Origin of the sequence: Streptomyces sp. NPDC002935 (assembly GCF_040611295.1) — a bacterium.
Taxonomy (GTDB): Bacteria; Actinomycetota; Actinomycetes; order Streptomycetales; family Streptomycetaceae; genus Streptomyces.
In genome coordinates this window covers 1-19,090 of record NZ_JBEXNW010000032.1, presented here as the reverse complement: position 1 = coordinate 19,090, position 19,090 = coordinate 1, and the positions used below count along the sequence as shown (strand labels likewise).

Annotated in this window: 18 protein-coding genes; 9 read left to right on the top strand and 9 right to left on the bottom strand. The window is 71.4% G+C overall.

Annotated elements, in window-relative coordinates:
• Window positions 1-4: 4 nt before the first annotated feature.
• Both ABZX90_RS33120 and ABZX90_RS33115 read right to left on the bottom strand, forming a co-directional pair.
• Entirely contained in the window at window positions 5-568 is a 564-nt protein-coding gene (locus tag ABZX90_RS33120; RefSeq protein ID WP_351127383.1) for a MarR family transcriptional regulator, read from the bottom strand.
• Window positions 565-2,208, bottom strand: a complete 1,644-nt coding sequence (locus tag ABZX90_RS33115; protein WP_355211096.1) for an FUSC family protein — start codon at window positions 2,206-2,208, stop codon at window positions 565-567. The genes ABZX90_RS33120 and ABZX90_RS33115 overlap by 4 nt, the downstream gene beginning before the upstream one ends.
• Before the next feature lie 226 nt (window positions 2,209-2,434).
• On the opposite strand from ABZX90_RS33115, the gene ABZX90_RS33110 reads away from it, so the two are divergent.
• From ABZX90_RS33110 to ABZX90_RS33100, 3 genes are all read left to right on the top strand, one after another.
• Window positions 2,435-2,983, top strand: a complete 549-nt coding sequence (locus ABZX90_RS33110; protein WP_351127387.1) for a DUF5134 domain-containing protein — start codon at window positions 2,435-2,437, stop codon at window positions 2,981-2,983.
• Between the two features lie 163 nt (window positions 2,984-3,146).
• Window positions 3,147-4,082: a M56 family metallopeptidase gene (locus tag ABZX90_RS33105; protein WP_351127389.1), complete on the top strand. Its 936-nt coding sequence runs from the start codon at window positions 3,147-3,149 to the stop codon at window positions 4,080-4,082.
• A gap of 242 nt (window positions 4,083-4,324) precedes the next feature.
• Complete coding sequence (locus ABZX90_RS33100) at window positions 4,325-5,023, top strand: HAD-IA family hydrolase (RefSeq protein ID WP_355211092.1); 699 nt, start codon at window positions 4,325-4,327, stop codon at window positions 5,021-5,023.
• 19 nt (window positions 5,024-5,042) lie between these two features.
• Here the strand turns inward: ABZX90_RS33100 and ABZX90_RS33095 are convergent, their stop codons facing one another.
• The gene (locus tag ABZX90_RS33095; protein WP_351127393.1) at window positions 5,043-5,288 is read right to left on the bottom strand and encodes a DUF2630 family protein; all 246 of its coding nucleotides are present in this window, start codon (window positions 5,286-5,288) and stop codon (window positions 5,043-5,045) included.
• A gap of 378 nt (window positions 5,289-5,666) precedes the next feature.
• On the opposite strand from ABZX90_RS33095, the gene ABZX90_RS33090 reads away from it, so the two are divergent.
• Together ABZX90_RS33090 and ABZX90_RS33085 are read left to right on the top strand one after the other, a co-directional pair.
• Window positions 5,667-5,891, top strand: a complete 225-nt coding sequence (locus tag ABZX90_RS33090; protein WP_351127395.1) for a hypothetical protein — start codon at window positions 5,667-5,669, stop codon at window positions 5,889-5,891.
• 183 nt (window positions 5,892-6,074) lie between these two features.
• On the top strand, window positions 6,075-6,725 hold the full coding sequence (locus ABZX90_RS33085; RefSeq protein WP_351127397.1) for a helix-turn-helix domain-containing protein: 651 nt from the start codon (window positions 6,075-6,077) through the stop codon (window positions 6,723-6,725).
• A gap of 14 nt (window positions 6,726-6,739) precedes the next feature.
• On the opposite strand, the gene ABZX90_RS33080 is transcribed toward ABZX90_RS33085, so the two are convergent.
• Complete coding sequence (locus tag ABZX90_RS33080; RefSeq protein WP_355211088.1) at window positions 6,740-8,242, bottom strand: hypothetical protein; 1,503 nt, start codon at window positions 8,240-8,242, stop codon at window positions 6,740-6,742.
• A 175-nt stretch (window positions 8,243-8,417) separates the two neighbouring features.
• Between ABZX90_RS33080 and ABZX90_RS33075 the strand changes: the two genes are divergently transcribed.
• On the top strand, window positions 8,418-9,086 hold the full coding sequence (locus ABZX90_RS33075) for a DUF305 domain-containing protein (protein WP_355211085.1): 669 nt from the start codon (window positions 8,418-8,420) through the stop codon (window positions 9,084-9,086).
• A gap of 21 nt (window positions 9,087-9,107) precedes the next feature.
• On the opposite strand, the gene ABZX90_RS33070 is transcribed toward ABZX90_RS33075, so the two are convergent.
• Window positions 9,108-9,578, bottom strand: coding sequence for a DUF6214 family protein (locus ABZX90_RS33070; protein WP_351127547.1), 471 nt, complete (start codon window positions 9,576-9,578; stop codon window positions 9,108-9,110).
• A 212-nt stretch (window positions 9,579-9,790) separates the two neighbouring features.
• Here ABZX90_RS33070 and ABZX90_RS33065 point away from each other — a divergent pair, with 212 nt between their 5' ends.
• Complete coding sequence (locus tag ABZX90_RS33065) at window positions 9,791-11,140, top strand: FAD-dependent oxidoreductase (RefSeq protein ID WP_355211083.1); 1,350 nt, start codon at window positions 9,791-9,793, stop codon at window positions 11,138-11,140.
• Window positions 11,141-11,453: 313 nt separating this feature from the next.
• On the top strand, window positions 11,454-12,809 hold the full coding sequence (locus ABZX90_RS33060) for a nucleobase:cation symporter-2 family protein (protein ID WP_355211080.1): 1,356 nt from the start codon (window positions 11,454-11,456) through the stop codon (window positions 12,807-12,809).
• A 93-nt stretch (window positions 12,810-12,902) separates the two neighbouring features.
• Here ABZX90_RS33060 and helR read toward each other — a convergent pair whose 3' ends face one another.
• Entirely contained in the window at window positions 12,903-15,074 is a 2,172-nt protein-coding gene (gene helR, locus ABZX90_RS33055; RefSeq protein ID WP_355211077.1) for an RNA polymerase recycling motor ATPase HelR, read from the bottom strand.
• 559 nt (window positions 15,075-15,633) lie between these two features.
• Window positions 15,634-15,990 (bottom strand): helix-turn-helix domain-containing protein, encoded by a 357-nt coding sequence (locus ABZX90_RS33050; protein WP_355211074.1) that lies wholly within the window; start codon window positions 15,988-15,990, stop codon window positions 15,634-15,636.
• A 152-nt stretch (window positions 15,991-16,142) separates the two neighbouring features.
• On the opposite strand from ABZX90_RS33050, the gene ABZX90_RS33045 reads away from it, so the two are divergent.
• A complete protein-coding gene (locus ABZX90_RS33045) occupies window positions 16,143-17,222 on the top strand; it encodes an NADH:flavin oxidoreductase/NADH oxidase (protein ID WP_355211071.1) in 1,080 nt (359 codons plus the stop codon).
• A 164-nt stretch (window positions 17,223-17,386) separates the two neighbouring features.
• Here ABZX90_RS33045 and ABZX90_RS33040 read toward each other — a convergent pair whose 3' ends face one another.
• Window positions 17,387-17,986 (bottom strand): sigma-70 family RNA polymerase sigma factor, encoded by a 600-nt coding sequence (locus tag ABZX90_RS33040; RefSeq protein ID WP_355211068.1) that lies wholly within the window; start codon window positions 17,984-17,986, stop codon window positions 17,387-17,389.
• Between the two features lie 174 nt (window positions 17,987-18,160).
• A complete protein-coding gene (locus ABZX90_RS33035) occupies window positions 18,161-18,952 on the bottom strand; it encodes a hypothetical protein (protein WP_355211065.1) in 792 nt (263 codons plus the stop codon).
• Window positions 18,953-19,090 lie beyond the last annotated feature (138 nt).

Below are 19,090 nucleotides of genomic sequence, written 5' to 3'. Positions count from 1 at the left end.
GGCGTCAGGCGCGCGGCAGCCTCAGTCGGCCTTCCAGCTGGCCGAGCAACTCGCCCAGGAGTCCGGCCAGTTCGCGCTGCCTTTCGCGGTCGATCCCGGACAGGACCCTTGTCTCGTAGGCGAGTTGATCGGGGAGAACGCCGTCGACCAGATCGCGTCCCTCGTCGGTCAGCCGGACGTGCGCGACCCGGCGGTCACGGGTGTCGCCGCGCCGCTCGACCAGACCGCGCTCGGTCAGCTGCTTGAGCCGCTTGGTGACGGCGGCACCCGAGGAGAAGGTCTCACGGGCGATCTCGCTCGGCGTCAGCTCGTGCCCGGTGCGGCGCAGCGTCCCGAGCACGTCGAACTCGGGGCGGGTGAGCCCGGCCCGGCGCAGCGGCGCGTCCTCGGCCTGCTGAAGGAGCGCGGCACAGCGGTTGACCCGTCCGATGACCTCCATGGGCCCGGTGTCGAGATCCGGCCGTACGGTCTCCCACTGGCGCACGACGGCAGCCACCGTGTCGGCGGGCGCCGCCCGGTCCGTCGCCGGGTCGCCGTCCGCCGCGCTCCGCCCGTCCGCAGTCGTCATGCCCGTGCGCCCTCCCAGCAGTGCAGTCCCTGGCGTCGTACCGTCGCCGCGAGCGTACGGTGTCCGGCCTGCTCGGCCCGTATGACCCGCTCCTCCGGCAGGGCGCGCTGCCACCATTCGCCGGCCGCGGCGTCCGCGGCGGAGCGCAGGTCCACGACGGCGGCGAACAGGCCGCGGCGCGCGGACTCCAGGGACCCGGGCTCCGGACGCTCCTCGGCCAGCACCCCGGCGGCGTGTTCCCGGGCCTGTTCCACCGTAAAGAGCGCGTGCTCGATACGGTCGGCGGCCCTCCGGTTGGTGACGGCGACGGCGGCGGCGAAGCCGACCAGCGCGCCCACGAGGGTGTCCAGGACGCGGTCGGTGATCAGTTCCCCGGACTGCTGGGAGCGCGCGAACTCGGTGATCAGCAGGGCCATGGGGGTCACGCAGACACTGCCGAGCCAGTAGTTGCGGCCGATCAGCGCCTCCGCGCCGAAGTTCAGGGCGAGGCAGCACAGGACGAGGACCGCCTGGCCGACATGGGCGAGCGGGGCGAGAACGGCGAAGGCGAGGACGCCGAGGAGATTGCCGACCACGCGCTGAACACCCCGGCTCCAGGTCAGGGTGACGTTGGCCTGGTAGAGGGAGGCGGCGGTGACCAGCGCCCAGTAGGGGCGGCCGATACCGAGCGCGAGCGAGACGTACCCGGCGAGGGCGCAGCCGAGCGCGGTGCGCAGGGCGATGGGGGCGAGCGGGCGGAGGCGGTCGAGGAGCGGCCGTTCCCCGAAGGCGAGCGCGGTCTCGACGCCGAAGGGTTCGTCGGCGGCGTCCCCGAGATCGTCGGGGCGCGGGACGGGTCCGGTGCCGGCCAGTTCGCGGGCCCACCCGCGCAACCGCTCGGAGTCGGTGTCGGCGGGCGCGGCGAGCGCGACCTCGGCCCGTACGACGAGGCGTTCGAGGGCGCGCCGGGGCGCGGAGCGGGCTCCCGTGGACAGCAGCGACTGCCAGGCGGTGTGCACGGCGGCGGCCGCGGTGGCGCGGGCCCGGGTGTCGTCCGGCGCCCCGGCGTACACCGCCGCGGCGTTCAGGGCGTGCGCGGTGGCACGTCGCTCCGGGCCGTGCGGGCGTACGAGGCCGGGGGCCATGCCGACGATCCAGGCCCAGGCTCCCGCCGCCGCGCCCAGCGCGAGGTGGCCCGGCACCTGGCCGAGGCTCTGTGGCACGAACAGGGACGCCGAGGAGATGAAGGCGAGGACCACGTGCCCGGGCGGGCCGACGCGCGTGGCGTCGCACAGGGTCTTCTGCGCGGCGGCCAGCAGCGCGCCGACGGTGACCAGTACGACGGCGTTCGTGGTGAGCGAGGCCGTGACGAGCGCGACGCCGAGCCCGCCGAGCATCCCGGCCACCACCCGGGCGAGGGCGCGCGCCCGGGCAGCGTACGGACGGTTGTGGGCGTAGAGCGCGCAGAGCGACCCGGCCATGGTGTACATCGCCAGGTCCAGCCGGCCCAGCGCCAGCAGCGCCAGATTCGGCGGGGCGACCGCGACGACGACGCTCAGGGCGGGCTTGAACCAGATGTCGGAAGGCCTGCCGAGGCGCAGCACACCGGCCAGCGGCAGGCGGCGTGGGCGCGAGGGGCCGGGACGGGTCACACTGCTCATGACCACAACCTTAGCAGGTGTTTTACCTGTAAATTATGCCTCCTGCGCCGCTCCCACCTGCGGTGTACTCCCGCACGCTCCCCGCGTACACCCTTGCGCTCGTATGCGCACCGGACGCCCGGGGCATGCCCTGACCGACTGTCCGATGTCCGACGTCCGGCACCGCTCGCCCGGCAGCGCCTGCCCGGCGTCGCGTGTCCGACATCGTCGAGCGGGGAGGTACGGGGTGCACGGACCGACGTCGCCCGGCTGGCTGCTCGTCGCGCTGTGCGCGGCGACCGGGGCCTACTGCCTGCTGCGGATGCGCAGCCCGGTCGAGGAACAGCGCCGCACGGCGGGCGGCGAGGCGCTCATGGGGTTCGGCATGGCCGCGATGGCCGTACCGGCGGCCGTGGCGACCCCGCCACGCTGGGCCTGGCTCGCCTGCGCGGTCGTCTTCGGCGTCGCCGCGCTGCGCGCGCTCCGGACGGCCCGCAGCAGCCCGCACCATCTGCACCATCTGATGGGCGCCTTCGCGATGGTCTACATGGCGGCCGTGATGACCGCCTCCCCGGCCCACCACGCCCACGACGGCGGAGGAGTCCCCGCCCTCACCGGAGCGCTCCTTCTCTATTTCGCCGCCTACGTACTCCGCTCGGGCGTCCGCCTCCTGCCCCTGGCCGTCGCGTCGGGCGCGGCGCCGCGCACCGTCGGCTGGGGCGACCGTCCCGAACTCTCCCAGGCCTGCCGCCTGTCGATGGGCATCGCGATGCTGGCGATGCTGGTCACGCTGTGAGTGCGGACGGCTGTGAGTCGCGGGCGGCTCGGGAGACCCGGGCGGTCCCGGAGGCCCGGCTGGGCCTGATCCCATCGTACGGCGCTGTACGAAACCGTGGCGTACGTCACTTGCCGTCGCTGCCCGTATCCAGCGGCTACGCCCCGCTCATAGGCTGCGGACCATGATGGTCCCCGCGGCACTGTTGCTGCTCGGCGCCCTGGCCGCCGTGGTCGCACCGCGACTGCTCGCCCGGGCGGACTGGCCGGACCAGGAGCCGGTGGTCGCCCTGTGGGTGTGGCAATGCGTGGTGGCGGCGGTTCTGCTGTGCTGCGTCCTGTCGATGACGCTCAGCGCGTCCGCCGCCTGGGTCGCCGTGCGCGGCCATGTCTTCGACGGCGCACCGGCGTCGGTCGTGGACGCCTACGCGCTGAGCGCGGGAAGCCCCTGGGCCGCCACCACGGCGGTGGCACTCGCGTGCGGTGGCGCCTGGACGGCGGCGATGCTCGCGCGGGAGATCGTGCGGACGCGGCTGCGCCGTCGGCAGCGGAGGGCCGAACTCCTGCTGCGTGCCCCGCTGTTGCCCGGCGAGGAGCCCGGCGCGGATCGTCTCGTCGTCCTTGAGGGGGAGCGCCCCGACGCCTGGTGGCTGCCGGGCGCCGCTCCCCAACTGGTCATCACCACGGCCGCGTTGCGCCGTCTGAAGGGGCGCCGGCTGGATGCCGTACTCGCCCATGAGCAGGGGCACGCGCGGGCCCGGCACGACTGGCTGTTGCACTGTTCGGCCGCGCTGGCCATCGGATTTCCGCAGGTACCCGTCTTCGCGGCGTTCCGCGAAGAGATGCACCGGCTCGTCGAACTCGCCGCGGACGACGTGGCGTCACGGCGCTTCGGCCGGCTGACGATCGCGCTCGCACTGGTCGAACTCAACGAGGACCGGGGCGTGTTCGGACCCTGCCCGACCCCGGGCGCGCACGTCCCGCAGCGCGTCGACCGGCTCCTCACCCCCCGGGACCGGCTCACTGCGGCCCGTCGGCTGCAACTGACGGCGGCGGCCGCGCTGGTGCCGGTGGTCCCGGTCCTCGTGGCGTTCGTGCCGGGGTTGCGGGCGCTCGGCTAGGGCACTTCTCTCCGGTCATCGGATCGGTGGTCCGGTGTGCCGTCGACCGGCGCGTGGTGGGCGCGGACAGAGTCGTCGCCGGACCGGACGCCCGAGCTCCTGCCGGACGGGACGGCCCGCACACCGCACCGGGGCATGGCACCGCCGGGAATCCGGGCACCCGGGCGATGGCGGCGTAGACGCGGCGGAGCCACCGGAGACCGCCTTGACCGGCACGGGCCGCGCCACGAAGGATCTCCCTCATGACGATCAAGGGCGTGCTCTTCGACTTCTCCGGAACCCTCTTCCGCATCGAGTCCGCCGAATCATGGCTGCGCGCGGTGCTCGCGGAGACGGGCCACGAACTACCTGAAGCGGAGTTGGCCCGGAAGGCGCGGGAACTGGAGTCGGCGGGCGCGCTCGCGGGCGGTGCCCCGCCGGCACTGCCGGTGCCGGCGCGCCTCGCCGCCCTGTGGGAGGTCCGCGACCGGAGCGCCGAGCAGCACAGGGCCGCGTACACCGGCCTCTCCCGGACGGTGTCGCTGCCCGATCCCGGTCTGCACGACGCGCTCTACGACCGCCATATGACGCCCGCCGCCTGGAGGCCCTATCCCGACGCGGCCGAGGTGCTCGGCGCGCTGCGCGGTAGGGGCCTCGCGGTCGGGGTGGTCAGCAATATCGGCTGGGACCTGCGGCCCGTCTTCCGCGAGCACGGTCTGGACCCGTATGTCGGAACGTACGCCCTGTCATACGAACACGGCATCCAGAAACCGGATCCGCGGCTCTTCGCGATCGCCTGCGCCGCACTCGGCATCGCTCCGGAAGACACCCTGATGGTCGGCGACGACCGAAGGGCGGACGGCGGTGCGGCGGCCCTGGGCTGCGCGGTGCATTTCGTCGACCATCTGCCGGCGGCGGACCGACCGGACGGCCTGCGGCCGGTACTCGACCTGACGGACTGATCCGCCACGACCGCGGACGTCAGCTCTTGTAGCCCTCGACCTGCGACGACGGACGTACCTGCGCTTCGTCCGGGTTCTCGCCGAACTCGGACTTCGCGCGCCGCTGGCGCAGCAGGTCCCAGCACTGGTCGAGGTCGCGCTCCAGTTGCACGAGCCGCGCGTGTTCTGTGGCGCCGTCGATCTGCCCGGCCGCCAGTGCCTCGCGCAGCCGCCGCTCGTCGTCCACCATCGCCGTGATCCTGGCCAGGATCTGCTCTTGATCCATGTCCGTGTGCCTCCTCTGGGCTCCAGGCCACTCTAAGGAGCACGCGCCTCCTCGGCGAGCGATGGGAAGCGGCCTCGGGCGACCGTCCGGGGATCTGTGTGCCCCCGGACGTGGGTGCGGTCCCCCGCGTCGCCCCCACGCGGCCGGACGGCGTACGGACGGACGCCCACGGGACACGCACGAACGCCCGGGCGGCTCCGGAGCGGCTGTTCGCGTCTCCGTGACCGCATCTGGCACGGCATCTCGACGCGGAACCAATGGCTTTTGATCCCAAGCGGCCCAGCCCGGTCAAGTTTGCACCAAGAAGGGTCAAATACCTCTAAATACGGGGACCGTGGCTATGTTGGCGCCCCCGCCACACACTCCCGAGGTCCGCACATGAAGACAGCGCTCTGGATTCTCCTCGCCAGCGTTCTCACGTACGTCACCGCCGCCGCCCTGTACAACGCGGCGCGCAGCGACGACCGCGAATCCGTCGTCGGCAATGTGCTGCTGAGCCTGTCGGTCGGCTGGTACATGGTCACCAACTGGTGGCGCGCCTACCTCGCGACGTACGGGCGCCCACCTCACGGCGAGGCGGGCGCAGGGCGGGACGCCGGGTGATGAGCCCGGTGGACGGCAGCCGATCGGACGCGGTTCCCGGACAACGGCTGCCGCTCGTCCGACCTGAGGCGATCCCCCGCGTCGCCCCAGGTCGGCGGCAGCCCGGACCCGACCCGCGCAGGGCCCTGGTCCGGACGCGTTGAGTATAGTTGGCTGGCAGCCAGTCAACGCAGGAGTTACAGCATGTCCCCGCGAAGCGCCTCGGTCAATGAAGAGTTGCGGCGGCGTTCCCGGGAACGGTTGTTGCAGGCCGCGGTGGAGCTGGTCAGCGAGCGCGGCTACGACGCAACGACGCTCGGGGACATAGCGGATCGCGCGGGATCGGCGCGCGGACTGGTGTCGTACTACTTCCCCGGCAAACGGCAGCTCCTGCAGTCCGCGGTGCACCGGCTGATGCACCGCACACTGGAGGAAGCCCTCGAACGCGAGCCGCTTACCGAGGACGGCAGGGAGCGGATGGCACGGGCCATCGACGCGATCCTGGGCCTCACCCGGGATCAGCCGGTACTGATGCGGCAGCACATGGCCGGACTCCTCCAGGCCGAGGGGTTCGTCCAGTGTCCGGAACAGCGGCGGCTCTCGGAGCTGCTCGGGGACACCGTCGCCCGGTACGGGTCGCAGCAGGTCGACGCCGACTACCCGATGCTGCGCGCACTGCTCATGGGCGCGGTGTTCGCGGCGCTGGTGCCCGGGGTGCCGATGAAGCTTCCGGTGCTGCGGGCCGAGCTGTTCAAGCGCTACCGGCTGGACTGGGACATGGGTGTACCGCCGGACACCGAGGAGTCCGGCGGCACCCACGAGACGGATATGTCCCGCTTCTTCGCGACCGACTGAGGGTCGCAGGACCGTCAGTCGAAGTAGTCCGGCTGTGTCTGGACGTTGAGCTCGCGCAGGTGGACCCGCTTGGCCGGATCCGTGCGCCGGTCGCCGAGCTTCAGGACGTCGAAGCCCTTGGCGATGTCGTTCGAGTAGATGTAGCCGTTGTAGTAGTACGCCGACCACGCGCCCCCGACCTGGAGGGTGTCGGTGGACAGCGGGCCGCGCTCGAAGTAGGCGATCTCCTTCGGGGCGGTGGAGTCGGTGAAGTCCCAGACGGAGACGCCGCCCTGGTACCAGGCCTGGACCATGAGGTCCTTGCCCCTGACGGGGATCAGCGAGCCGTTGTGGGCCACGCAGTTCTCGGTGTCGGCCTGGTGGCGGGGAATCTTGTAGTAGCTCTTGAAGACGAGCTTGCGGTGGTCGCCCTTGCCGACGATGTCGTAGATGCCGTCGGCTCCGCGGTTCGGGCCGATCGCCGCGTTGCAGGTGGCCGCACCGCCGCCGCCCAGCTCGTCCGTGAACACGACCTTGTTCGCCTTCTGGTTGAAGGTCGCCGAGTGCCAGAACGCGAAGTTCACGTTGTCCTCGACCTGGTCGATGACCTTCGGGTGCTCCGGGTCCTCGATGGAGAACAGGATGCCGTCACCCATGCAGGCGCCCGCGGCCAGGTCCTTCGACGGCAGGACCGTGATGTCGTGGCAGCCGGTGGTCTTGGAGACGCCCGGGTTGGTGGGCCCGCCCGGGTTCCCGCCGCCGTCGGGGCCCTCGCCCGGGAAGAGCACGGGGAAGCCCACCACGGCCGCCTTCTCGGGGGCCTTGCGCGGGACCTTGATGACCGAGATGCCGTCGTGCGGGGGCTGGCAGTCGGGGAAGGTGGCGCTCGGCGAGTACGAGGAGACGTAGATGTAGACGTTATTGCGCCCGGGTACCAGCGAGTGGGTGTGCGAACCGCAGGCCGTCTCGACCGCGGCGACGTACTTCGGGTTCGCCTTGTCGCTGATGTCGAAGATCTTCATGCCCTCCCACGACGACTTCTCCGTCGCGGGCTGCGAGGTGCTGGCGCAGGAGTTGTCGCTGCGCGAGGAGTCGGTGGACAGGAAGAGCAGGTCGCCGGAGACGGAGACGTCGTTCTGCGAGCCGGGGCAGAGCACCTGCGCGACCGTCTTCGGAGCCTTCGGATCACTGATGTCGAAGACGCGGAAGCCGTCGTAGTTGCCGGCGAAGGCGTAGTGGCCCTGGAAGGCCAGGTCCGAATTGAGGCCGGTGAAGGCCTCCTTGGGGACATTGGCGAGATGCTCGATGTTGTCGGAGTGGACGACCTCGTCCTTCCCGGGTATCTCGCCGCTCGCGATCGCCGCCCTCGCCTCGGCGGCGTCGCCGCTGGAGATCCGCTGCTGCGCGGCGGGACCGTCCCCGGGGTCGGGGGTGGCGGCCGCCGGGCCGGCCGTCAGGAGCGCGGCCAGAAGTCCGGCCGCCGCCGCGGCAACTCCCAGTCGTCTGTGCCGCGTTCGGGGGTTGTTCAACAGGGTCACTGTGTTCTCCCTTGTAGCCGTTCGAAGTTGAACGGTTCACGGACCCCTGAAGTATCGTCCGCACCATGGGCGGACCAACAGACGGCAACGTAGCCGCAATGAACGTTTTTGTTCAGTGACGTTCGGAGACGTGCTAGGACGGTTATCAACACCCTTGAGGTGTCCGCCGATTCGTGTGCCCCAGGAGGTCGCTGTGCTCGCCGGTCATACGTCCCGTACGTCCCTGGTCACGGCGTCGCTGGCCGTCGCCGTACTCGCACTGGCGGGTTGCGACTCCGCGTCCCGGACCAAGTCCGCCGACACCGGCGGCCCTTCGGTGATAGCGCCCGGCAAGCCCGGCGAAGTGGCCGAAACACTCGCCGCCAAGGACGCGGCTGAGCGGCGTACGGACGACGACTCCCCCAACTCGGCGGACTTCGCCTATGCGCGCATGATGATCGCCCACCACACCCAGGCCCTGGAGATGACCGAACTCGCTCCGGAGCAGGCGAAGTCGGGCGATGTGAAGAGGATCGCCGCACGGATCGCGGCCGCGCAGGGACCGGAGATCACCACCATGAAGAGCTGGCTGGAGGCGCACGACGACGCCCGGACCACCACCGGGCACGACCACGCCGCCATGCCCGGCATGGCGACGAAGGCCCAGCTCGAGGAGTTGCGCGCGGCGAAGGGCACGGCGTTCGACCAGCTCTTCCTCAAGCTGATGATCACTCATCACGACGGGGCGATCACCATGGCCACGGAGGTGAAGGCCCAGGGCAACAACATCCAGATCGAGGAGATGGCCGACGACGTGATCGCCCAGCAGACGAGCGAGATCACCAGGATGCGCGGGATGTCCTGAGGAGCACGGGCGTCGGCGCTGTCAGCGGCGGGCGTGACGGGGCGCCAGGAAACCGGCGTCGCGCGCCGCGGCGATCAGCCTCAGGGACTTGCGGCGGCTGTGGCCGGTGGCGCCCATGACCGCGAGCACCGGGTCCACACCCTCCTTCTGCGCCGCCCGGTACTCCTCCGCGACGAGCAGGCGCCCCTCGACACCGCGCGGCCAGGCGGGCCGGGCGCGGCGCGCCGGGATTTCGCGCTCCTGATCGCGGCCGGGTCCGAGGCGGCTCCCGCACACCTCGAACAGCGGCTCCTCGATCCACTCGGCGACCACCGCGAGGTCGTCCAGCGAGAGGGGCGGCTCGGCCCGTACGTCCTCGATCGACAGGCTCGCCTCCGACAGCACGGCGAGCAGGTCGACCCGGGCGCCGTCCGTGAAGGCCAGCCGGACATGGAACCAGGAGGTGGCGGTCGCCCCGGACTCCCGCACTTCCCATGCGGGCCACACGGACACCGCGCCGTCCTCACGGAAGCGGTCGGACAGATCAAGAAACGATGCTTCAAGCACATACGGAACGTAACCGCATCATCACACTCCATACGAACGGACACGCGCGCACACATCACGCACCGCACCCTGTCAGCGGAGCACCGGTGGTGCGATCCTGGAAGCACCAGCGATGTCCTTCAGCGATCTCCCTGATCCCTCGGGTAAGGAGTTCCGCAGTGCTGCATGTCGCCGTCGTCGGCTCGGGGCCCAGTGGGGTCTACAGCGCACAGGGTCTTGTCCAGCGGAGCGGGCCGCCCGACATCCGGGTCGACGTCCTGGACCGGTTGCCCTGCCCGTACGGCCTGGTGCGCTACGGCGTGGCACCCGACCACGAGAAGATCAAGTCGCTCCAGAACAATCTGCGGACGGTTCTGGAGAACGAGCGGGTACGGTTCCTCGGCGGCGTCCAGGTGGGCCCGGGCGGGGTACCGGTGGCCCGGCTGCGGGAGCTGTACCACGCGGTCGTGTACTGCGTCGGCGCCGCCACCGACCGGCATCTCGGCGTGCCCGGCGAGGACCTGCCCGGCAGCTGGTCGGCGACCGAGTTCGTGTCCTGGTACAGCGCGCACCCCGACTCCGTGACCGACGGATTCGTGGCCGGCGCGCGTTCGGCCGTGGTCATCGGCATCGGGAACGTCGCCGTCGACGTGACCCGGATCCTGGCCCGCGGCGCGCCCGAGCTGAACCCCACCGACATGCCGCAGGCGGCCCTCAGCGCGCTGGCCGCGAGTGAGGTCACCGAGATCAGCATGGTCGGGCGGCGCGGACCGTCACAGGCCCGCTTCACCACCAAGGAACTGCGCGAGCTGGGCTCGCTTCCCGAAGCCGACGTCGTCGTGGATCAGGCGGAGTTGGCGCTCGATCCCGCCTACCTCGATCCGTCGGGGCTGCCCGCCGCGCAGCGCCGCAACGTGGAGGTGCTCCGGGGATGGGCGGCGGCCGCGCCCCTGGGCCGCCCGCGCCGCATCCGCCCGCGCTTCTTCCTGCGCCCCGTCGAACTCCTCGCCGACGGCGGGCGCGTGGGAGCGGTGCGCTTCGAACGGACGGTGCCGGACGGCGAGGGCGGGGTGACGGGGACCGGTCGATTCGAGGAGATCGAGGCCCAGTTGGTGCTGCGGTCGGTGGGCTATCGCGGGGTGCCGCTCGACGGACTGCCGTTCGACCCCGGCCGGGGCACCGTGCCGCAGCTGGCGGGACGGGTCCTTCGGGACGGCGTGGTCTCGCCGGGCGAGTACGTGGCGGGCTGGATCAAGCGTGGCCCGACCGGGGTCATCGGAACCAATCGCCCGTGCGCCAAGGAGACCGTGACCTCCCTGCTGGAGGACGCCCCCGCGCTCGTACGACGGGAGGTCGTCGAGGATCCGCTCGCGGCGCTGCTGGCCGACGGGGTACGGCCGGTCGAATGGGCCGGGTGGCAGGCCATCGAGCGGGCCGAGGCGGAGCTCGGAGCCGAGCTGGGCCGCGGCGTGGTCAAGCTGCCGGACTGGGACGCGCTGTGGACGGCCGCGCGGACGGCCAGGTCCTGACGGAAGCTCTGGCGAGGCAGCCTGCGTCCGGGGCGTTGTGCGGGTTCGCGGCCGGACCCGCACCCGGCCGAAGAGCGGGCCGCGAGATCGGGGCGAGGTCGACGCCCGGCGCCCCGCGCACGACCACGACGAGGCCGGTGGCCGGGGCGGGGCGCGGGGCGCGGCGGAGTCCCGGAGCAGTTCCGTGGGCATGACACACATCGGCAACAGGGCGGAAATCAACAAACTGTTCAAGCGCCCTACGGTCTCGTGCTGTCCGGGCGTGCTCGTGTCGTGCGGACCTTCCCCTCTCCCCGCAGCTTCTGGAGTGCCCATGGCAACCACCGCTCCCGCGCATCCCGTCGACGAGGTTCCACCCGTACGCCAACTGGCCGCCTTCGGACTTCAGCACGTGCTCGCGATGTACGCGGGCGCGGTGGCGGTGCCGCTCATCGTCGGCGGCGCGATGCAGCTGTCGCCCGCCGACCTGGCGTATCTGATCACCGCGGACCTGCTCGTGTGCGGGATCGCGACGCTGATCCAGTGCGTGGGCTTCTGGCGCTTCGGGGTGCGGCTGCCGATCATGCAGGGGTGCACCTTCGCCGCCGTCTCCCCCATGGTGCTCATCGGTACGACGGACGGCGGACTGCCCGCGATCTACGGGTCGGTGATCGTGGCGGGCCTCGCGATCGTCCTGCTCGCCCCGCTCTTCGGCAGGTTGCTGCGCTTCTTCCCGCCGCTGGTCACGGGCACGGTCATCCTGATCATCGGGGTCTCGCTGCTGCCGGTGGCGGGCAACTGGGCTGCGGGAGGCGTCGGTTCGAAGGACTTCGGGGAGCCGAGGAACCTGGCGCTCGCGGGCTTCGTCCTGGTCGTGGTGCTGGGCGTGGAGCGGTTCGCACCGGCCTTCCTGAGCCGCGTCGCGGTCCTCATCGGCATCGCCGTGGGTCTCGCGGTCGCGGTGCCGTTCGGGTTCACGGACTTCAGCGGGGTCGGGGACGCCGACTGGGTCGGGATCAGCACGCCGTTCCACTTCGGGGCGCCGTCGTTCCACGCCTCCGCGATCATCTCGATGCTGGTCGTGGCCCTGGTGACCATGACCGAGACGACGGGTGACTTCATCGCGGTCGGCGAGATGACCGAGCGGCCGATCGAGCCGCGGGCCCTTGCCGACGGTCTGCGCGCCGACGGCCTGTCCACGGTCCTCGGCGGCGTCTTCAACACCTTCCCGTACACGGCGTTCGCGCAGAACGTGGGACTCGTCGGCATGACCCGGGTGCGCAGCCGCTGGGTGGTCGCCGCGGCGGGCGGCATTCTCGTCCTGCTCGGCCTGTTGCCGAAGCTGGGTGCCGTGGTCGCGGCGATACCCGCTCCCGTGCTCGGCGGCGCGGGTCTGGTGATGTTCGGAACGGTCGCCGCGAGCGGTCTGCGCACGCTCGCCGAGGTGGACTTCAAGGGCAACAACAACCTGACGGTGGTGGCCGTTTCGGTCGCGATCGGCATGCTGCCGGTCGGGGTGCCGGCGGTCTACGAGAAGTTCCCGGACTGGTTCCAGACGGTGATGAACAGCGGGATCAGCGCGGGGTGCCTGACGGCGATCGTACTGAATCTGCTCTTCAACCACCTGCCTGGCAGGGTGAGTTCGGCCGAGTCCACCGTCGGACCCGAGGCCGCCTCGGCCGGCGCGTAGGTCCGCGGCCGGGACGTAGGTCCGCGGCCACCGCCGGATACCCATGAGCCGGCACTTCCTGATCGCCGGGGGATCAGGAAGTGCCGGCCGACGTCAGGAACTCGTGAGAATGACGAGTTGCTGGGTCGCCCGGGTCATCGCGACATAGCGGTCGACCGCTCCTTCGACGCCCTCGCCGAACTCCTCCGGGTCGATGAGGACGACCAGGTCGAACTCGAGCCCCTTCGACAGCTCCGGGGTCAGCGACCGGACGCGGGACGTCGACCGGAACGTGGGATCGCCGATGACGCAGGCGATCCCGTCGGCGTGCGCGCGCAGCCAGGTGTCGAGCACGGAGTCCAGGTCCGCGACGGATCCATGGACGACGGGGACGCCGCCGCTGCGGACGGACGTCGGCACGTTGGCGTCCGGGAGCGCGGCCCGGATGACCGACTCGGCCTCCACCATGACCTCTTCCGGCGTCCGGTAGTTGATGGTCAGGGAGGCCACGTCGATCCGGTCGAACCCGATCCGCCCGAGCCGTTCCTGCCACGACTCGGCGAACCCGTGCCTGGCCTGGGCGCGGTCCCCGACGATGGTGAAACTCCGCGACGGGCAGCGGAGCAGCAGCATCTGCCACTCCGCGTCGGTCAGTTCCTGTGCCTCGTCCACGACGATGTGCGCGAACGGACCGGCGAGCAGGTCCGGTTCGGCGGTGGGCAGTTCGGACTCGTCGACGAGGCTGACCTTGGCGTCCTCGCCGCGCAGCATCATCACCAGGCCTTCGCCGTCGTCACCGTCGGCGCCGGAGTCGGCCGCGGCCTCGATCAGGTTGCCGACGACCTGCGCCATGCTCTCGCGCTGCGCGGCGAGAACGGCCTCGTGCCGGCGCTTGCGCCGGGCCGTCTCCGGGTCGCCGAGCCGCAGTCGTGCGGCGTCCAGGAGCGGCAGGTCGGACACGGTCCAGGCCTGGGGGACGCTCTTGCGCCGCAATTTCCGTACGTCGTCGGGGCCGAGCCAGGGCGCGCACATCCGCAGGTAGGCGGGTACGGACCACAGGTCTCCGACGAGGTCGGCCGCTTCGATCAGCGGCCATGCGCGGTCGAGGGTCCCGGTCAGCTCCTCGTCGTGCAGCATCGCCCGCCGGAACAGATCCGGCGGGACATCGTCGTCGTGCCTGTCCAGCAGGATCGTGAGCAGTTCCTCCCAGATCAGCTCGCGCGCCTCGTTGTGCGGCGTACCGGGGCCCGCCGCTTCGAACGCCTCGGCCCAGTCCTCGACGCTCAGCCGGACCTCGGCCCACGGGGTCGTCACGGTCATCGCCTGGGCGGGCGGCTCCTCATAGAACCTGACGGCCTTCTCGATGGCGTGCACCATGTCCGCGGACGACTTCAGACGCGCCACGTCCGGGTCGGGCTCGATCGCCGCTCCGGGTCCCTCGGCGACGAGGTCCCGCAGGGTGCAGGTCCGCACGCCCTCCTCGCCGAGGCTGGGGAGGACATCGGCGACGTAGGCCAGATAGGGCTGGTGGGGGCCGACGAACAGCACGCCGCCCCGTCGGTGGCCGAGGCGCGGGTCGGAGTAGAGGAGGTAGGCGGAGCGGTGGAGGGCGACGACCGTCTTGCCCGTACCCGGACCGCCGTCGACGACGAGAGCGCCGCGGGATCCCGCCCGGATGATGGCGTCCTGGTCGGACTGGATCGTCGCGAGCACATCGCGCATCCGCGCCGACCGGTTGCTGCCCAGGCTGGCGATGAAGGCGGACTGATCGTCGAGCGCGGCGTTCCGTTCCAGCCCGTCGGCGGCGAACACCTCGTCCCAGTAGTCGCTGATCCGGCCACGGGTCCAGCGATACCTGCGGCGGCTCGCCAGGCCCATCGGGTTGGCGTGGGTCGCGGCGAAGAACGGCTCGGCCGCGGGAGAGCGCCAGTCCGTCAGCAGCCGTCGGCCTTCGCTGTCGGTGAGGCCGAGCCGACCGATGTACACGGGCTCCGGGTCGTCCGCGCTGACAATGTGTCCGAGACACAGGTCGAGACCGAAGCGACGCAGGGCGCGCAGACGGCCGGTCAGCCGGTGGATCTCCATGTCCCGCTCCATCGCCTCCCGGCCGATGCCGCCGGGCGCCCTGCGCTCGGCGTCGAGGCGGTCGGACAGTTCACCGATCGCCTGCTCGAGGCTCTCGGCGATGGCTCCGAAGTGCCGCTCGTCGCCGGCGATCAGCGCCGGGTCGGCCTTGGGAGAGAGATGGTCGGGCAGGCTGAACGCGCTGGTGGTCAGGGGGTTCATGTCACCAGCTCCGATCCGGGGTCGCGGCCGCGAAGGCCGGCGGCGCGTCCGCCCCCACCTCGCCGCCGGATGCTCGCGACCGCAGCTCGGTTCCCACCACAGGTGCGCCGACACCGGACGCCCCCTTGACTGACAACAGCACACGCACTCGTGAATCTCCCATTTCCGCAGGTTGTGGCCTCGGCGAGTGATTCTGCGGCACGACCGGGGCCTTGCCGCAAGCCCCCTGGTGCGCTATAAGTTGAGAGTGGAAAGGGGTGGGCATTCCCCCTTGACCCCTTGCTCCCTTGATTCCGGTTCTGCCCCGGCGTCCGCCTTTGACGGGCAGGACCCTCGCTAGGGCCTGTCCGGCGGATCAAGTCGGAGGAAACCTGCGGCGCCTGATCAGCGCACGTGAGGCCCCGCGTCTCCGGCATGATCCGCCGGACAGGCCCTAGGCAGCGACGCGCCACGTACGGCGGTTCCGTCGGCCCGGGAGATCGCGCCACAGGTTCGCGCACACCGTCGCCCGCACGCCCCCGGCCGCCAGGGAAACGCCACCGCAGGTCGTCGCGGCCCGTCAGGGCACCAGGCGCCCGACCTGCCGGGTGGCCGCCTCCAGGACACGGTCGAGAAGGCCGGGGAACAGGGCGTCGAGGTCCTCCGTGCGCAGACCGTTCATCTTCGCCGTGCCGCGGTAGACCTGCCGGATCACCCCGCTCTCGCGGAGCACCCGGAAGTGGTGCGTCGTCGTGGACTTGGTGACCGGCAGGACGAAGTCCGAGCAGGAGAGCTCCTCGCCACCGGCGGCGAGCTCTCGCACGATCTGGAGCCGCATCGGGTCGGACAGCGCGTGCAGCACCGACTCCAGCCGGATCTCCTCGCGCGCCGGGTGCGGCAGGTCACGGCCGCTGGTGGCGGCGGCTGCGGTCGTCACGGCGGCTCCACTTCGTCCGGGGACTTTCGTCTTCGTCCGGCTGTTTCACCCGACGGCGCCATTGTACGAGACCCATCGTAGTTTGACACGCGCCGTACTACGATGCTTATCGTACGAAGCGAACACCGGTCCCGCGACGAATGGAGTCGGCCGTGAGCGCGCTCTTCGAGCCCTACGTCCTGCGCGATGTCACCATCCCCAACCGGGTGTGGATGCCCCCGATGTGCCAGTACTCGGCCTCGCCCGAGGGTCCTTCGACGGGCGCCCCGCACGACTGGCACTTCGCCCATTACGCGGCTCGCGCCACCGGCGGAACGGGACTGATCATCGTCGAGGCGACCGCCGTCTCGCCCGAGGGCCGGATCTCCCCTTACGACCTCGGCATCTGGAACGACACCCAGGTCGAGGCGTTCCGCCGCATCACGCGCTTCCTCACCGCTCAGGGCACGGTGCCGGCCGTCCAGCTCGGGCACGGTGGGCGCAAGTCCTCGACCGACCGGCCCTGGAAGGGTGGCGCACCGGTCGGCCCGGACGCGTACGGCTGGCAGGCTCTCGCCCCGAGCGCGCTCCCGTTCGACGGCAGGCACCCGGTTCCCGACGAGCTGACGGTCTCCGGCATCCAGGAGATCGTGGGGCAGTTCGCGGACGCGGCCCGCCGTGCCCTGGCCGCCGGTTTCGAGATCGTCGAGATCCACGGAGCCCACGGCTACCTCATCAACGAGTTCCTCTCCCCGCACTCCAACCACCGCACCGACGCCTACGGCGGCTCGCACGAGAACCGCACCCGCTTCGCCCTCGAAGTCGTCGACGCCGTACGGGAGGTATGGCCGGACGGCAAGCCGCTCTTCTTCCGCGTCTCCGCCACCGACTGGCTGGAGGACGCGGGCTGGAGCGCCGACGACACCGTCCGCTTCGCCGCCCGACTCCACGAGCACGGCGTGGACCTGCTCGATGTCTCCACGGGCGGGAACGCCCCGGGCGTACGCATTCCCGTCGGACCGGGCTATCAAGTCCCCTTCGCCGCCCGAGTGAAGAGGGAGACCTCGCTGCCCGTCGCCGCCGTCGGTCTCATCACCGAGGCCGAGCAGGCCGAGAAGATCATCGCCAACGGGGAGGCCGACGCGGTGCTGCTGGGCCGTGAGCTGCTGCGCAACCCGTCCTTCGCCCGCCTCGCGGCGCGCGAGCTCGGGGCCGAGGTCCGCGTACCGGAGCAGTACCACCGGTCCGTGTAGGCATCGGGCCACGGAGGCGCCGAAGTGGGTTCCGGCGCCGGGTGGTTGAAGCGGACCTCCGCCGCCGCGCCTGGAGTCGGGCCGAACTCCCTTTGGGTTCGCGCCCGTCGGGAATCCGTGAGGCCGGGGTCCGTCGGAATAGACGGACCCCGGCCCTTCGGCCGTCAGGCGGCGGCCCGCTCGGCCGTCACCTCGGTGTCCGCCTCCGCGAGCAGCGCGATCAGCGTCGCGCGCGCACGGGCCACGCGGGAGCGGACCGTTCCGACGGGGCAGTCGCTGACCAGGGCTGCCTCCGCGTAGGGCAGGCCCATCATCTGCGTGAGGACGAACGCCTCGCGCCGGTCGCCGGGGAGCGCGGCCAGCAGATCGAGCAGCGCGACGCCGTCGTCGAACCCGGGCAGCCCGCGCGGCTGCGCGCGTTCCACCGCGGTCTGCCAGTCCGCGGCGTCGCTCGACCGCGGCCGGGCGGCAGCGTGCCGCAGGCTGTCGATCACCGCGCGGCGGGCGATGGACAGCAGCCAGGCCCGGGCCGAGGAGCGCCCCTCGAACCGGTGCAGACTGCCGAGCGCCCGCAGGAACGTGTCCTGGGCGAGGTCGTCGGCGGCCTGCGGATCGGCGGACAGGTGGGCGACATAGCGCACGACATCGCGGTGCAGTGCGCGGACGAAATGTTCGACGGCGACCGGGTCGCCGGCCCGGGCGGCCAGCGCCCAGGCGGTTATCGACTCGTCGGCCGACAGCGTTCTGTTTCCTATGGTCCGCATCTCGCCTCCAGGGCGTGAAACGGGCAGGACAGGAGTGATCACCAGGTGTCCTTCTCGGGTCATCCGTGATCCGGACCGGCGCGAGGGCACATGGTCCGGTGGTGGGGTACGGCCGTACGGCAGGTACGGCCGATGCCCGAAGCGCACAGGAGACGCCTCGGGGAGCCGGCTGTCTCAGGCGACAGCGGTCCCCACGGGCGGACCCCGGGAAGTGATCGCGTGAACGAGAAGGAGGCGGCGCGGGGCCCGGTCCGAGGATCCTCGGCGCACGCGGACCCTCGGCCGGTGCGGCGGCGTCGGCAGGGCGAGCAACAGCCGCAAGGGGGCGGCCAGTCGGCCGGCCAGCGCCCGCAGCGTGCGGAACACGGCGCGCTCGCCGTGGGCGAGCCAGAGGCCGCACAGCAGCGCCGCGAGCACATGGGCGGCGAGCATGCCCACCGAAGAGGGGGAGCCCGTCTCATGCCCCATGGGGAACAGGTGGGCCAGGGCACCGGAGCCGACGTACCCCATATCCATGGCGTTCATCGAGTCCATGTCCGCAGGGCCCATGTCCAAGGAAGCCATGTGGACGGAACCCATGTGCAGGGAGCCCATGTCGTGGCCCATGACGCCCGTCGACATGCCTTTCATGCCGTCCATGCCGGGCATGCCGTCCATGCCGGGCCGCCCCGGTCCGGAACCCGAGCCCAGGCCCGCAACCGCGTCCGCGGTGAGTGACTGCGCGATCGAGAACGCCGTATGGAGCACGCCCTGGGCGAGCACCACGACGGACACGACGAGCGGAAGTCCACGCTCGCGGCCGGCCAGACACCAGCCCGCGGCGGCCGTGCCCGCTCCCGCGCCGGCCAACACCCACCAGGCCACCGGAGAGCCGGACATCATCACGTGGCCGAGGGCGGCGAGCACGACGCAGACGGCCGCGAACATCGCGGCCCGCACCGTACGCGTACACCACCCAGCAGTCATGACGGCCCTCATCCTCGCATCCGGGGTCCGGACGTCAGGGGTGGGTACGGAAATCAGCAAGCGTCCGGTCGGTGGCGTGGGGGGTTCCCGATACCCGCCCGCCCCCCCGTGCCGGCCCCCGCAGAGAAAGGGAGATCA

What these genes read in the sequence shown, in the direction of transcription:
- ABZX90_RS33120 (WP_351127383.1), bottom strand. Translation starts at nt 568, where the DNA reads ATGACGACTGCGGACGGGCGGAGCGCGGCGGACGGCGACCCGGCGACG.
- helR (WP_355211077.1), bottom strand. Translation starts at nt 15,074, where the DNA reads ATGAACCCCCTGACCACCAGCGCGTTCAGCCTGCCCGACCATCTCTCT.
- ABZX90_RS33085 (WP_351127397.1), top strand. Translation starts at nt 6,075, where the DNA reads ATGTCCCCGCGAAGCGCCTCGGTCAATGAAGAGTTGCGGCGGCGTTCC.
- ABZX90_RS33035 (WP_355211065.1), bottom strand. Translation starts at nt 18,952, where the DNA reads ATGACTGCTGGGTGGTGTACGCGTACGGTGCGGGCCGCGATGTTCGCG.
- ABZX90_RS33095 (WP_351127393.1), bottom strand. Translation starts at nt 5,288, where the DNA reads ATGGATCAAGAGCAGATCCTGGCCAGGATCACGGCGATGGTGGACGAC.
- ABZX90_RS33060 (WP_355211080.1), top strand. Translation starts at nt 11,454, where the DNA reads ATGGCAACCACCGCTCCCGCGCATCCCGTCGACGAGGTTCCACCCGTA.
- ABZX90_RS33115 (WP_355211096.1), bottom strand. Translation starts at nt 2,208, where the DNA reads ATGAGCAGTGTGACCCGTCCCGGCCCCTCGCGCCCACGCCGCCTGCCG.
- ABZX90_RS33100 (WP_355211092.1), top strand. Translation starts at nt 4,325, where the DNA reads ATGACGATCAAGGGCGTGCTCTTCGACTTCTCCGGAACCCTCTTCCGC.
- ABZX90_RS33090 (WP_351127395.1), top strand. Translation starts at nt 5,667, where the DNA reads ATGAAGACAGCGCTCTGGATTCTCCTCGCCAGCGTTCTCACGTACGTC.
- ABZX90_RS33105 (WP_351127389.1), top strand. Translation starts at nt 3,147, where the DNA reads ATGATGGTCCCCGCGGCACTGTTGCTGCTCGGCGCCCTGGCCGCCGTG.
- ABZX90_RS33040 (WP_355211068.1), bottom strand. Translation starts at nt 17,986, where the DNA reads ATGCGGACCATAGGAAACAGAACGCTGTCGGCCGACGAGTCGATAACC.